A 13,763-nucleotide genomic window follows, 5' to 3' on the forward strand; every position below is an offset into this window, starting at 1 on the left:
CGGTCGGGAGCCTGCGAGGACGATGCGTACGTCACGATTTCCCGATGACCCCTTGGAACCACTTCTCCGCAGCCACGTAGTCCTCGTCGCTGAAGCCGCGGATGACATCAGGACCCTCCGGAGACGCAAGCCCCCTTGTGGAACCGTTTGGATAGGATCCGAGGAAGATCACCTGACGGCTGATCCGGTACAACCCCTTGAGCGCAGCAGCCATCCTTTCGTCCGCGACGTGACCGATGGCGTCAATGGAGAAGCAGTACTCACCGAGACGGTCCTTGGTCGGCCTCGATTCAATTCTCGACAGATTGATTTTGCGGAAGGAGAACTGCTGCAGGATTTCCAACAAGGCACCCGGGTGATCGCTTGGGGGAACGACGACAACAGTCGTGCGGTCGTCCCCTGTGCGAGCACTCATCTGGCCACTTCTCGCGACCAAGATGAATCTCGTGACAGCATTCGGATTGTCCGCAATTGCCTGTGCCACAGCTGTCAATCCATACATCGTTCCCGCAACTTCGGCGCAGACTGCAGCATCATAACGGGACTGTGGGTCCGACACCTCCTTCGCTGCGGCGGCAGTCGACCCGCCCTGGGTGACGTCAACGTGCTTCGGGAGGTTGGCAGCAAGCCAGTCCCGGCACTGGTTCGCGGCATGGGGGTGGGTCAGGACGTGGCGGATCGATGACAGCGTCGTCCCGGGTCGAACGTAAAGATTGAATTGCACCGGGATGACGACCTCACGAACAATGTGCACACCGCCCAGAGTGGCGAGGGTGTCCAGGGTCGCGCTCACCCCGCCCTCGACGGAATTTTCGATGGGGACCAACGATGCCTCGACGTCACCGTCGACGACTCCTTGCAATGCGGCGCCAACCGTCGCATAGGGGCGTGCATCGACATGGCCGAGGGTCTTGAGGGCCTGATGGGTGAAAGTGCCTGCGGGGCCGAAGTATCCGTACACGCGGTCAGACTATCCGCGAGATCACCACAGTGACCCCGACTCCATCAGACGGGCATTTCGCGCAGCCGATCAAGGAGCTGGACGCCGTTCCACGCCGGATCATCGGGGCTCGTCCAGTGCGGAGCCGGACGATCCAGGGCGTCATCGAGGAGATTGAGGTATTCCGCCCGGTCGACCTCAGTGACGCCGAGACGTGCCAGGTGTGGGGTGCTCCACTGCACGTCCAACAATCCCGACCCGAGTTCACACACCAGCCTCAGCAACGCCGTCTTGGAGGCGTCGCGCCCATGTTGAGGGTCATGGAACATCGATTCCCCGCTGAACAATCCGCTCACACTGACGCCGTAGAGCCCGCCCACGAGACGACCCGTGTCGTCCCAGGTTTCCACCGAATGAGCCCAGCCTCGCTCATGGAGGTAGCCATACGCCTCGATGACGTGGTCATCAATCCAGGCGTAGGGGCGATTCGGGTCAGCGCATCGTGCGATGACCTCATCAAAGGCGCGGTCGACGGTGGTTGTCTGGTGCTTGGTCGACTTGCGCAGGCTGCGAGCGACCTTGAGATGACCGGGCAGCAGGATACCTCGGCGCATGGGAGACCACCACGCCGTCGCGCCCTGGAACTCCGGGGGTACCTCGTCATCAGTGATGGGCATGGGAAAGACGCCCTCGTGGAGCGCCGCCAACACCAGGTGAGGGCTGAGAGCTCCCGTGATCGCGATGAGATCCTCGTCAGGCCATTGATCCGGGTCTCCGAAAAGTTCTGGAACCGTCACTGACCTGGCCTCCTGTTGACACTGCCGGTCCATTGTCCACCCTCACAGCGACATCGAGTGCGAGAGGTATCTGGAGCGGGGAGGTGCGAAATCCCCACCCCCTCACATTAGGTAAGGCTCACCTTTGCTATGGTCTCGATTGCTCATGTGACCGCACGGGCACACACCTCACACCACCTAGGAGCCAGGCTCATGAAGTCCTCCATCCTTCGATCAGCGGCTGCCGTCGTCGCAGCATTGACCATGACTGCCGGCATCGGCGGCTGTTCCACCGAGAAGTCCAATCCTGAATCCGGTGATTCCGGCAAGAAGGTTCTCAACGTCGTTGCCTCCACCGGATACCTCGGAGACGCCGTCCACAACATCGCCCCTGACGCCAAGGTCAAGGTGCTCGTCAAGCCCGGCGGCGACCCCCACACCCAAGAACTGTCCACCGGTGACATCGAGGCCATCGAGAAGGCCGACGTCGTGGTATGGACCGGCCATGACATGGAACACCACATGATGGACCACTTCGACAAGCTCAAGGCCAAGCAGGTCCCCGCCGCTGAATCCATCCCCGAGTCCGATCTGCTCCCCTGGGAGGAGGACGGCAAGGTCGAGGGCCACGATCCTCACGTGTGGAACTCCCCCGACAACTGGAAGCACGTCGTGACCGCCACCGCCAAGAAGCTGGGTGAGATCGACAAGGCCAACGCCGACACCTACGAGAAGAACGGCGAGGCCTACAACAAGAAGATCGATGAGGAGAAGAAGAAGGCGGGCGAACTCTTCAACCAGATCCCCAAGGGTCATCGCATCCTCATCACCGGTCACGACGCCTTCAACTATCTCGGCAAGACCTACGGCATCGAGATCCACGCCACCGACTTCGTCTCTTCGGAGTCCGAGATGAGCGCGGCTCAGCTGGACGACCTCGCCAAGCTCATTGCCGACAAGAAGATCAAGACCATCTTCCAGGACAACCTCAAGAACCCTGAAGCCATCAAGCACCTCAAGGAGGCCGTCGCCGCCAAGGGTGGATCCGTGACCGTGTCCGACAAGCCGCTGTACGCCGACTCGCTCGGCGAGGCCGCCCCGGTCGACACCTACCTGGGCGTCTTCCAGTACAACGCGGAAACCATCACCAACGCCCTCAAGTGAGCGGAACAGTGCCGCCCATGACCACGTGGGCGGCACCTGTCTGCAAGGAGAAGCCCATGTCCTCCCCCGAACCAGCAGCCCTCGAGGTTGACGACCTCACCGTCGCGTACCAGGACACCATCGCCGTGTCCCACGCCAGCCTCAGCTTGCCCACGGGTGAGGCCCTGGCCCTCCTTGGCCCCAATGGGGCTGGCAAGTCCACCCTCATGAAAGCCACTCTCGGGCTCATCCCCACCCTCACCGGGTCAGTCCAGATTTTCGGCAAACCCCTCAACCAGATACGTCACCGCATCGGGTACATGCCACAAGCCGCTGACGTCGACTGGGACTACCCGGCGACTGTCGGAGATGTCGTGGCTCAGGGAACCTTTGGCAGACTTGGGTGGTTCAAGCGCCCCGGAGCTGCGGAGAAGCAGATCGTCCGGGAGTCGCTGGAGACCGTCGGCATTGCGAAGTACGCCGACCGGCATATCACTGAACTCTCCGGTGGACAGAAACAGCGGACCTTCATGGCGCGGATCCTGGCCCAGCGCCCCGACTTCTTCTTCATGGACGAGCCCTTCGCCGGCGTCGACGCGGCCAGCGAGCGCACCCTGATGTCCGTTCTTGACATACTCGTCTCGGAGGGCAAAACCCTCGTCATCGTCCATCACAACCTCGCCAGTGTGGCCAGCATCTGTACCTGGGCGTGCCTGCTGGCAGAGGGGAAGGTCGTCTCCTTCGGGCCCCTTGCCGAGGCTTTCACCACCGAGACCGTCCACACTGCCTACGGCATCAGCGACGACATCTTCACGGGGGCACGATGAGCGACCTCGTTCTTGCCGAGATCGTCCCCGCCTCGGAGTTCTTCGGCAGCTACACCTACCGGACGATGCTCATCGGCACGGTCCTCATCGGACTGTTCTCCGGCGGGCTGGGGTGTCTGCTGTACCAGCGGAAACAGTCCCTGTTGGCCGACGTCATCGGGCACTCCGCCATCGCAGGGGTCGTCGGGGCCTTCATCGTGGCGGCCGCGGTGTTCAACGTCAACGGTCGCTCCATGGTCACCTTGACGATCGGTGCCGTCATCTCGTCGGCGCTCGCGGCCCTGCTGGCCAACGTCATCAGCGCCCACTCGCGGGTGAGTATCGACGCAGCGATGGCCATTTGCCTGGCACTCTTTTACGGCGGTGGCATGGTCGGGCTGCGCATCATCGCCCAGTCCACCCTGCCCAACCGTCAGGGAATCAACACCTACCTCTTCGGTAACGCCGCCACTCTGACGACCGAGGACAACATCGTCATCCTCGTCTTCGGGCTCATCGCGGTCGGGGTGGCGACCCTCACCTGGCGTGGGCTGACACTTTTCATCTTCGACCCGGTCTTCGCAACGATGTCCGGATACTCCGGGCGTACCGTGTCGACGATTCTGTTCCTGGTAACGACGACGGCCATCGTCATCGGGGTCAAGACCGTGGGACTGGTACTCATGATCGCCTTGGCCATCATGCCGGCTGCCGCCGCCCGGCTGTGGGTACGCCACATGCACACCATGATCATCCTCGCCGCGATCTTGGGAGCGCTGTGCGGAGCCGCCGGTTCCTACCTGGCCGTGTGCATGGGCCGGGTGCCGACCGGGCCGGTCATCGTCGTCGTGTTGTTCGTCGTGTTCGCCTTCTCCATGCTCTTCTCCCCGCACCGGTCATTGACCCAGATCTGGGTGTCACGGCGTCGCGCACTGGCAGCACAGGCAGAGGAGAACTGACATGCCACTCATCACTTCCATCCTGCTCCTGGCCATCGTCACGGCTGTCACCTGCTCAGTGCCCGGGATCTTCCTTGTGCTGCGCCACCAGTCGATGCTCGTCGACGCGATGTCCCACGCGGTGCTGCCGGGTATCGCCATCGGGGCGCTGCTGTCGGGCTCGTTGAACTCGCCACTGCTGGTTGTCATCGCCACGCTCATGGGGTTGGTCGTCGTCATCGGGGCCGAGTGGCTGGCCCGAACCGGACTGGTCACCGGCGACGCAAACCAGGGGTTGATCTTCCCGGTGCTGTTCTCCATCGGTGTCATCCTGTTGTCGACGGTGCTGACTGAGGTTCACATCGATGAATCGACGATTCTCGCCGGTAACATCAACCTGCAGGCATTGTCGGTGAACCACATCGTGTTCGGGACGATCGACATCGGCCCCATCACGATGTGGAAGGAGATCGTGGTGTGTGTCATCACCGCGATCGTCCTCTTCGCGATGCGAAGGGTGCTTGCGGTGGCGACCTTTGACCCGCAGCTGGCTCGCACCATGGGCCTGCCGGTCCGGCTGTCCAACGGAATCCTCATGTGCCTCATCGCCCTGACGGTGGTGGTGTGTTTCGAGGCGGTCGGATCCATCCTCGTCGTCGCACTCATGATCGCTCCGCCGGCCACTGCCCTCCTGATGGCGAAGACCCTACGCCGGATGGTGGGGTGGACCGTCGTCGTGGCGGTGGTTTCGGCCATTGTCGGGTTCGAGCTGGCAAAGACCTGGGACCTGGCAACCTCGTCCATGATGTCGGCAGTCTCCGGTGTGGTGTTCCTGGCTGTGCTGGCCGGTACGAACATCGCAACGCGCATTCGACAGCGTTCCCTCGCCAAGGAACCACCCCAGACCGAGGTTGTTCCCCACGGCGGTCCGACAGTGTCCACCAAGACCATCACCGACGCTGCGCTGTCCTGACGGCAGCTGACGGTCATCGTCGGTTGCCTGGATGCGGTGTCCGGCGATTCTTGTCAGCTGAGGTCGGGGGAAGGCACTCCCGTGTTGCCTCCCCCACCTCGGCTGACATTTTTCGCATCTGGAGGCAGAGCAGATTACGAACCACACTGACCGAATTACATCTGTGTGAGTTGTCCCCAGTTGGTGGATAACCCTGTGGACAACTCCTGGAGAAGTGGGGTTCCCGCCTCCAGATGCCTGTCTCGCACGCCACAAACCCGGACCCACACACATTTGGAAACACTATTGTTTCTTAATTGATGTAGCCTGGCCACATGGTCAAAGCCCGGCATCTGGCGCGGGTCCGTGAGGTCCGCCACGACATCCCCAACGTCATCTCGATCGACTTCGAACCGTGTGACATGCCACCCATCACCTCGGTCGACGATCACGTCAAGATCGTCCTGCCGTCCAATGGGGCCGACCTCCGCGCACCTGTCAGCGAGGACACCTCCCATCCCCAGCTGCGTACATACACCCGTCGCCGCTGGTCCGATGACGGATCGTGGGGCATCGACGTCCTGCAGTTCGGGCCCGAGACCGAGGCGGACGCCCATGATGGCCCCGGATCCCAGTGGTCGAGAATCGTCAAGCCCGGGGACAAGGTTGCAGTACGGGGCCCGGGAGGCCACTGGCGGATGCCTTCGGACCTCACCCACCTGCTCGCCGTCGCCGACGCGGTCGCTCTGCCAGCAGTAGCGAACGCCCTCGCTGCCCTGCCGGAATCGGCCCGCGCCACGGTCGTCCTCGTTGACGGGCATCACCATTACCCCCTCCCCGGCGACGACCGCATCACAATCGTGACGGTTCCCCGGGATCTCGCGGGGATTGTCGCCACTGTGGGGGACCTCGACCTGCCTGCCGACGTCCACGCCTTCGTTCACGGAGAGGCAGCGATGGTCCGCCCCATGCACCGTCACCTGCGCCTCGAGCGCGGACTACCGAAAGAGAGGGTGCAGCTGTCGGCCTACTGGTTCGCCGGGCGCGACGCCGACGGATGGCGCGCCATGAAACAGGATTTCAACCGCTCAATGGCGGCTGAGTCGGGAGACTGAGGGAGGTCCAATCTGGGTGATCTACGCACACGATGTCGAGGGCCGACCCCGCTTGAGGCAGGTCGGCCCTCGATGCGTCAGATGAGGATCAGGCGGTGACCACGTTCGTCAGGATGAGGCCGATCATGATGAGGCCCACGACGATGCGATACCAGATGAACCCGGTGAACTTGTTCGAGGAGACGAACTTCAGCAGCCACGCGATCGAGACGTAGGCCACGATGAGGGAGACCACCGTCGCCAGAATCGTCGGCCCCCAACCAATCGCGTTGGCGCCGCCGCTGGCGGTGGAGATGTCACTGGTGGCCGAAATGGTCTCGTAGATGCCCGCAGCCACGAGCACCGGGATACCCATGAAGAAGGAGAGACGGGTCGCGGTCGCGCGATCGAACTTACGGAACAGACCGGCAGAGATCGTCGCGCCCGAACGAGAAATACCCGGGAACAGCGGAGCCAGTGCCTGGAAGCAGCCGATGAAGATGGCGTCAAAGATGCCGACTTCCTTCATGCCGCGGTCGAGGCCCGACTGACGGTCCCCCAGCCACATCACGCCACTCCAGACGATGAGGGCAATGGCGACCACCCACAGGGAACTCAGGGTGTTCTCGATGGCGTCCTTGAACAACAGGCCGACGATGCCCACCGGAATCGAACCCAGGATGATGCCCCACCCGAGGGTGTAATCCGGATCGTCGCGATCCTCCTTGTGGGCCAGGCCCTTGCACCACGCGACGACGATGCGCACGATGTCAGACCAGAAGTAAATGATGGCGGCGATAATCGCACCGACCTGGATGATCGCGGTGAAGGCAGTGATCCCGGCACCCTGGATGTCATACCCCAGCAGCTTCTCGACGATGCGGAGATGGCCCGTACTGGAGACAGGCAGGAACTCGGTAATGCCCTCGACAATGCCGAGGATGACGGCGTGCAGCCAGTTCACGGATGGAAACCTCTCGATTGGGGGCCGTGCGGATGCGGCAGACGCTGATCCACGTCAATGCATCCGGGCTAACACCATAGACGCAGAGACCGACAGTTTTGCTACGCAAATGCCCTGTCGCCTGACATCAATGGCCGTGGTCGGGGTTGAGACCTCCCAGCGACGACCACGGTCGTCATGCACACAGCTCTCTCACAGTTACGACCATAAGCCACAACAGGCTGGGCAAGGTGCATCGTCAGGGCGAGCCCCGCGTCGTGCAACGTCATTCAGCGTTCTCAATGGACTCCATGCGAGAGCCGAGCTCGGCGTCCTGACGAGACAGGTCTGGGCCGCCATCGCCGATGGCCTCAATGACCGCTGACGGTAAGTCATGTCAGCGGTGAGTCCGAGGAGATCTGATCGTTGAACGCCTTGACGATGTCATCCGACATGTTCGTGTCTCGAGCCCGTGAGGGCACCAGACAGCCCCAGGGTGACGAAAAATGTCGCCCCAGGATGGAGAGCCATCGCTGCTGTGATCTCCCCCCACCCATGATGACGGTTTTCGCGCTCAGGGCCACAGGGAGTACGTTCGACCGTCCTCGACACACCAGACGAAAACCCCCGTCACCCCGACCTCGAGAGGCACGACGTCGGCCAGGATCTCGACCGCACGCCCCTGGAAGGCAGGCGGAACCTGGTATCCCATCGTGACGTGAGGATTCCACCACCGCGGCCCGTAGTAATTGAAGGTGGTGACTCCGGCCCCAGCCAGCCGATGATGCAGAGCCTCGTGGGGTCTGCGAAGCACCTCCGGAATCCCGGAGGTGCGAAAACCGTCGACCTCGGAGGGGAAGGAGCACGATTCGACACTCTCCCCCGGCGAGGTGTCAGAAATCATCATGGGGACGGGGGTGATGGGATCGCAGACCGCGAGACCCGAGCGAGGGTGGGCAGGGGAGCTGGTGCCGGAGCACCCGGCCTGAGAACGGATGACGTCGGAGCGCGCTGGATCGTGAGGGCACAGCGCCACCACACCGTCAGAATTCGGCAATCGACACGAGGTCGTCAGCATCACTCGTTCCGGCCACCCGACGTCGACGAGATCACGATCAACGCCATCCATGGTCGACACCGCCGCCACCGTGACATGGGCAGGCTCGTGCAGCACCCGAATCCCTGCTGCCATGAGCCGGTTCCGAACACCACGAAGAACCTCTTGCGCCTTGTCATCAAGGACGAGCGACAACGTGTGGGTGAACACCACACCGGCCTGCCAGTCGCCGTCTTCTGCCACGCCTCGCCCCATCGTGTGACAACTCTGTGAACAGTGCCACACTTTTCCACTCATGTGCAGCATGGTTCCACCCACGTCGCCAAAGCCGTCCTACTCATCGGGACCGCCACGTTGGCCCACGATCAGATCGGCACCTGGGGCTGGCGCATCGCCTTCGGCATCAGTGGACTCGCAGTCGTGCTCGGGATGCGCCGTACTGCAGACGAATCCCCTCCCCGAGGAGCGCCTGGAGAACATCCGCACCGGCCTGAACCGTAATTTCGGCACGATACGTACCCTGGTGGTTGAGCGTTACAACCCGCTGATTTCTCAGTCGCCGTGCGGTGACCCCGTGCGGCTGCACAATGGAGTCAGGCTTCGTCATAACTTTCGCCGGTGGTGACGCAACAAAGGGAGGGCACCCACATGGGTGCCCTCCCTCATGCCTGCGTGTGCGTCAGATCACGCGGCAGGGACAGTCTCCACCGTGACGTGACCCTTGATGGCGTCATGCAGCTTGACGCCGACGGTGTGCTTGCCGATGGTCTTGATCGGCTTGCTGATCTCGATGGTCCGCTTGTCGAGGGCGGGGCCACCAGCCTTCTTGACGGCCAGGGCGATGTCGCCAGGGGTGACGGCACCGAACAGACGACCGCTCTCGCCAGCCTGGACGGTCACCTGGACGACCAGGTGCTCCAGCTGCGAACGGACCTGCTCGGCCTCCTCCTTGGACTTGATCTCCTTGGCCTCGCGGGCGCGGGTGATGTCCTTGATCTGGGCCTCAGCACCGCGCGTCCACTTGATGGCGTAGTTCTGCGGCAGCAGGTAGTTACGGCCGTAACCGTCCTTGACCTCCACGATGTCACCGGGGGCACCGAGCTTGGCCACCGGAGCCGTGAGAATGAGCTTCATGTCTTTCTCCCTTCTCAGCGAGCCGTCGAGGCGTACGGGAGCAGTGCGAGCTCGCGAGCGTTCTTGATCGCGATGGCGACCTTGCGCTGATCCTGGACCGACAGCCCGGTGACGCGACGAGCGCGGATCTTGCCTCGCTCGGAGATGAACTTGCGCAACAGGGCAGTGTCCTTGTAGTCGACCGCGCCGATGTGCACAGTCTTGACGGGGACGACCTTCTTCTTGTTCACAGACTTGCGCTGTGGACCGGCCATTGTGGTGCTCTCCTTCGTGTGAAAGCCCGGCTTTCGCCGGAATGTGCCTTGTCCGTGGCCCCATACGGGGCACCGAACCTGATGTTTCTTGTATCGATGACGATGGCGGTCGGAGAATCTGACCTCCCGATCAAAGATCTACCGATCAGAACGGGGGCTCATCGGTCTGGGCCGAGGCCCAAGGATCGACTCCGCCGCCGCGGTTGGCATCACCATTGTTGTAGGACCCCTGATTACCGGAGCTTCCACCCCAGTTACCACCCTGGCCACCATTGCCGCCGGACCAGCCACCCTGGCCACCGCCAGCATTGCCGCCCCAATTGCCTCCGCCGGAGGACTGGTTGCGGGCCACCTTGGCCGAGGCGAACCTCAGTGACGGACCCACCTCGTTGACATCGATCTCGTAGGAGGTACGGCGGTTGCCGTCGCGATCCTCGTAGGAGCGAGCCTTGAGGTTGCCGTTGACGATGACACGCATGCCCTTGGAGAGGGACTCAGCGACATTCTCGGCGAACTGACGCCACACGGAGCAGTTGAGGAACATTGCCTCGCCGTCGCGCCACTCGTTGGTCTGTCGGTCGAAGGTTCGCGGGGTTGATGCCACCGTGAAATTCGCGACAGGCACCCCACTAGGGGTGAAGCGCAGCTCAGGATCGGCAGTCAAGTTGCCAATCACCGTGATGGGGGTTTCGCCAGCCATGTCACTCTCCGCGGTTCGGGGTTTTGCGAATCAATGGTTCCAGTGTGCCGCCCACCTAGGACAGTCTTCGGAATCTCCCCGAAGAACAGAGGCGAACAGCGCGGGTCCTCGATCCTCAGTGGATCTCGGGACGCATGACCTTGGTGCGCAGGATCTTCTCGTCAATGGCGAGAAGGCGATCCATCTCCTGAATGGTCGCAGGCTCACAGGTCGCGTTGATCACGACGTAGATGCCTTCAGACTTCTTCTGGATGTCGTAGGCCAGGCGGCGCTTGCCCCATACGTCGACGTTGTCAACGGTGCCCTTCTCGTCAGTGATGATCTTCAGGTACTTCTCCATGAGGGAATCGACCTGACGCTCCTCGACGGTCGGATCTATGATGATCATGACCTCGTACTTACGCATACGCTGACTCCACCTCCTCTGGTCTCAGCGGCCACGAGTACATCCCGTGGCAGGAGGGCGAATGCCACCGACCGGGGTCTGCCCGACCGGTCAGCTGCCATGACGGGCAGCCAGTTGAACAGCTTACCCGCTGGGTCGTCGTTCTCCGAATCCACAAGATCAGCCCTGACCGTCTCACCCCTACGGCACTCAGAGCCCACGATCCATGCATCAGATAGACACTTAGGCTTTCCTGAGCCATAGGTAACGATTTAATCAATTTCTCCGTCGCGGTCTCACGCTCACCGGGGGCGGTCCGACAGGATTCTCCCTAAAGGCTGGGGCTACGCTCGAGGGTCCGACATGTGGTCACAGTGTCTACTGCGCCGGATCCGTGGACAATCTGTCTGCCATGCATGCGAGCCCGGGAGGTCCGGCCGCAGTGTCGAGGAAAGACGGTCACACATATGCGTACATCTCGAGGAGGAGGGCTGCTCGCAGGCATTGTTGCGCTGACGCTGGCAGCCACTCCGGTCGCGATGGCCACCCCGAGTCCAACACCACCGATCCCCTCTCTCACTCCCGCGACTCAGACGCAGTCCGAGAAGGTCAAGGTCATGGTGCTCCTGAAGGGGCAGCCTTCCGGACGCGGTGTCGAGAAAACCAATCTCGCCGAACTGAGCCGCACCATCAGTGCCATCCAGTCCAAGGTCCCGATCAAGGTTGACCGCCGATTCGGTATGCTCGTCAAGGGGTTCTCGGCCTGGGTCGAGACCTCTGACATCCCCATCCTGGAGACCCAGCCGGGCGTCATTTCCGTCAAACCGGTGCGCGCCTACGAGGCGGTCGATGACGACGCCAACCTGGCGACCGGAGCCACTGCAGCTCGCACGACCGGACTCGACGGACGAGGAACCGTCGTCTCCATCGTCGACACCGGTATCGACATCAAGCACCAGGACATGCGTCTCGACGCCGGGGGCAAAACCGATGCCAAGCTCGAGGCTGCTGACGGATTCACCGACAAGGTGCCCTATGGCTACAACTTCGCCGACCGCAACAGCAACGTCAAGGACACCACTGCGTCCCAGCACGGCATGCATGTTGCCGGCATCGTGGCTGCCAACGGTGGGTCTGACGCCGACGCCGTCACCAATGGACGCGTCAACGGCGCCGCCCCCGAAGCCCAGCTCCTCGCCATGAAGGTGTTCTCCAACGATCCCGCCAAGTCCCGATCGGCCTACACCGACGACATCGTCGCCGCCATCGAGGAATCGGTACGTCACGGCGCTGACGTCATCAACATGTCCCTCGGCTCTGCCAACGGCGTGGACTCCGCCGATCAGGGTGAGGCCCTCGCCATCGCCAACGCCCAGCACGCTGGAGTCCAGGTCATCGTCGCCGCGGGCAACGACGGCCTGTCGACCTCCGCCCAGGGCGACGAGGTCGACGCCCTCGAACTCCTCGACAACGGCGCCCTCGGTAGCCCCGCCACCGCCCCAGCCGCCTGGTCCGTAGCGTCAATCAACAACGCCCACAAGGTCGTCACCGCTGCGAAGGCCAGCTGGGACGGCGGATCGGCCGAGGTCGGTTACCAGCAGCAGGCCGGCCCAGGAGACGTCGAGGTCCACAAGCTGGTGGCCGCCGGCATCGGCAAGCCCAAGCAGGTCGCGGCCGAGGTCAAGGGCAACTGGGCCCTCATCGAGCGCGGTGAGATCTCCTTCGCCGACAAGGTGAAGAACGCCGTTGACAAGGGTGCAACCGGTGTCATCATCTTCAACAATGCCGGCGGCGGGAACGACATCCCCGGCATGGCCGGCATCGACGGTTCCACGGTTCCGGTCTCCGGCATGGGTCACGACGACGGCCAGAAGCTCGTCGCCGTCATGAAGTCCGGCAAGGAGGTGTCGATCCAGCTCACCAGGTCCAACAGGCTGGTCGACAACCCCGACCCGCTGCTCGCCTCGAGCTTCACCTCATGGGGAGCCACCCCGGACCTCAACTTCAAGCCTGAGATCGCCGGTATCGGTGGGTCCGTCTACTCGACCCTCAACGACAACAAGTACGGCCTCATGTCGGGCACCTCGATGGCCACCCCGAACGTCGCCGGACTGTCGGCCCTCATGCTGCAGTCACTGAGGAAGACCAATCCCAGCCTGTCCCGCGTCGCGGCGGATTCCACCCTGCGCACCGCGATGTCGAACACCGCCGAGATCCTCAAGTACCCCAACGGGGTGCCACTGGCTCCCCGCCAGATCGGTGCCGGACTCGCCCAGGTTGACCGCGCCACCAGGACTCGCGTGCTGGCGACCGTCAACGGCCGGCCCAACGCCGCCCTCAAGGAGATCACCTCGGCTCGTGAGGTCAACGTCGTCCTCACCAACCTCGGTGACAAGCCGCAGACCTTCACCACCAGCCAGACCTGCGTCATCAACGAGGACCACAGTGGCGACAACCCGCTGACCTCGTGCTCAACCGCGGAGAAGGCCGCCGCCGGGACTCACACCGTGACGATTCCGGCCCACGGCACCGCCAATGTCTCCTGGACCATCACCCCGAAGACCAGCGACTCCCACTGGATCGGGGGCTGGTTCAAGTTCTCGTCCACCGATCCGTCCCAGCCTGACCTGACCCTGCCCTA

The 13,763-nt window shown here is 62.7% G+C and carries 13 protein-coding genes and 3 pseudogenes; 7 read left to right on the forward strand and 9 right to left on the reverse strand.

Annotated features, from left to right (window positions below):
- Positions 1–31: 31 nt before the first annotated feature.
- Complete coding sequence (pheA, locus tag ACSJJT_RS06625; RefSeq protein WP_435917533.1) at positions 32–961, reverse strand: prephenate dehydratase; 930 nt, start codon at positions 959–961, stop codon at positions 32–34.
- A gap of 44 nt (positions 962–1,005) precedes the next feature.
- On the reverse strand, positions 1,006–1,737 hold the full coding sequence (aat, locus tag ACSJJT_RS06630; protein ID WP_435917534.1) for a leucyl/phenylalanyl-tRNA--protein transferase: 732 nt from the start codon (positions 1,735–1,737) through the stop codon (positions 1,006–1,008).
- Positions 1,738–1,929: 192 nt separating this feature from the next.
- Between aat and ACSJJT_RS06635 the strand changes: the two genes are divergently transcribed.
- From ACSJJT_RS06635 to ACSJJT_RS06660, 6 genes and pseudogenes are all read left to right on the forward strand, one after another.
- Positions 1,930–2,880 carry a metal ABC transporter substrate-binding protein gene (locus tag ACSJJT_RS06635; RefSeq protein ID WP_435917535.1) on the forward strand — a complete coding sequence of 317 codons (951 nt, stop codon included), beginning with the start codon at positions 1,930–1,932 and terminating at the stop codon, positions 2,878–2,880.
- A gap of 56 nt (positions 2,881–2,936) precedes the next feature.
- The gene (locus ACSJJT_RS06640; RefSeq protein WP_435917536.1) at positions 2,937–3,686 is read left to right on the forward strand and encodes a metal ABC transporter ATP-binding protein; all 750 of its coding nucleotides are present in this window, start codon (positions 2,937–2,939) and stop codon (positions 3,684–3,686) included.
- Complete coding sequence (locus ACSJJT_RS06645) at positions 3,683–4,624, forward strand: metal ABC transporter permease (protein ID WP_435917537.1); 942 nt, start codon at positions 3,683–3,685, stop codon at positions 4,622–4,624. Before ACSJJT_RS06640 ends, ACSJJT_RS06645 begins: the two co-directional genes overlap by 4 nt.
- Before the next feature lies 1 nt (position 4,625).
- Positions 4,626–5,576, forward strand: coding sequence for a metal ABC transporter permease (locus ACSJJT_RS06650; RefSeq protein WP_435917538.1), 951 nt, complete (start codon positions 4,626–4,628; stop codon positions 5,574–5,576).
- 401 nt (positions 5,577–5,977) lie between these two features.
- Positions 5,978–6,235: pseudogene (locus ACSJJT_RS06655) on the forward strand (siderophore-interacting protein); the annotation flags it as partial.
- Positions 6,236–6,253: 18 nt separating this feature from the next.
- Positions 6,254–6,670: a siderophore-interacting protein gene (locus tag ACSJJT_RS06660; RefSeq protein WP_435917701.1), complete on the forward strand. Its 417-nt coding sequence runs from the start codon at positions 6,254–6,256 to the stop codon at positions 6,668–6,670.
- An 88-nt stretch (positions 6,671–6,758) separates the two neighbouring features.
- Here ACSJJT_RS06660 and ACSJJT_RS06665 read toward each other — a convergent pair whose 3' ends face one another.
- The 7 genes and pseudogenes from ACSJJT_RS06665 to rpsF form a co-directional block, all read right to left on the reverse strand.
- On the reverse strand, positions 6,759–7,613 hold the full coding sequence (locus ACSJJT_RS06665; RefSeq protein ID WP_435917539.1) for an undecaprenyl-diphosphate phosphatase: 855 nt from the start codon (positions 7,611–7,613) through the stop codon (positions 6,759–6,761).
- 339 nt (positions 7,614–7,952) lie between these two features.
- Positions 7,953–8,047: pseudogene (locus ACSJJT_RS06670) on the reverse strand (ferritin); the annotation flags it as partial.
- 119 nt (positions 8,048–8,166) lie between these two features.
- On the reverse strand, positions 8,167–8,892 hold the full coding sequence (locus ACSJJT_RS06675) for a hypothetical protein (protein ID WP_435917540.1): 726 nt from the start codon (positions 8,890–8,892) through the stop codon (positions 8,167–8,169).
- 441 nt (positions 8,893–9,333) lie between these two features.
- Positions 9,334–9,783: a 50S ribosomal protein L9 gene (rplI, locus tag ACSJJT_RS06680; protein ID WP_435917541.1), complete on the reverse strand. Its 450-nt coding sequence runs from the start codon at positions 9,781–9,783 to the stop codon at positions 9,334–9,336.
- Between the two features lie 14 nt (positions 9,784–9,797).
- A complete protein-coding gene (gene rpsR, locus ACSJJT_RS06685; protein ID WP_004809778.1) occupies positions 9,798–10,037 on the reverse strand; it encodes a 30S ribosomal protein S18 in 240 nt (79 codons plus the stop codon).
- A gap of 145 nt (positions 10,038–10,182) precedes the next feature.
- Positions 10,183–10,737 carry a single-stranded DNA-binding protein gene (locus ACSJJT_RS06690; RefSeq protein WP_435917542.1) on the reverse strand — a complete coding sequence of 185 codons (555 nt, stop codon included), beginning with the start codon at positions 10,735–10,737 and terminating at the stop codon, positions 10,183–10,185.
- Between the two features lie 115 nt (positions 10,738–10,852).
- Positions 10,853–11,143 carry a 30S ribosomal protein S6 gene (gene rpsF, locus ACSJJT_RS06695; RefSeq protein WP_435917543.1) on the reverse strand — a complete coding sequence of 97 codons (291 nt, stop codon included), beginning with the start codon at positions 11,141–11,143 and terminating at the stop codon, positions 10,853–10,855.
- Between the two features lie 719 nt (positions 11,144–11,862).
- Here rpsF and ACSJJT_RS06700 point away from each other — a divergent pair.
- Positions 11,863–13,755 (forward strand): annotated as a pseudogene (locus tag ACSJJT_RS06700) (S8 family serine peptidase); the annotation flags it as partial.
- Positions 13,756–13,763: the final 8 nt, after the last annotated feature.

Source organism: Cutibacterium nasicola, assembly GCF_051303185.1.
Lineage (GTDB): Bacteria > Actinomycetota > Actinomycetes > Propionibacteriales > Propionibacteriaceae > Cutibacterium.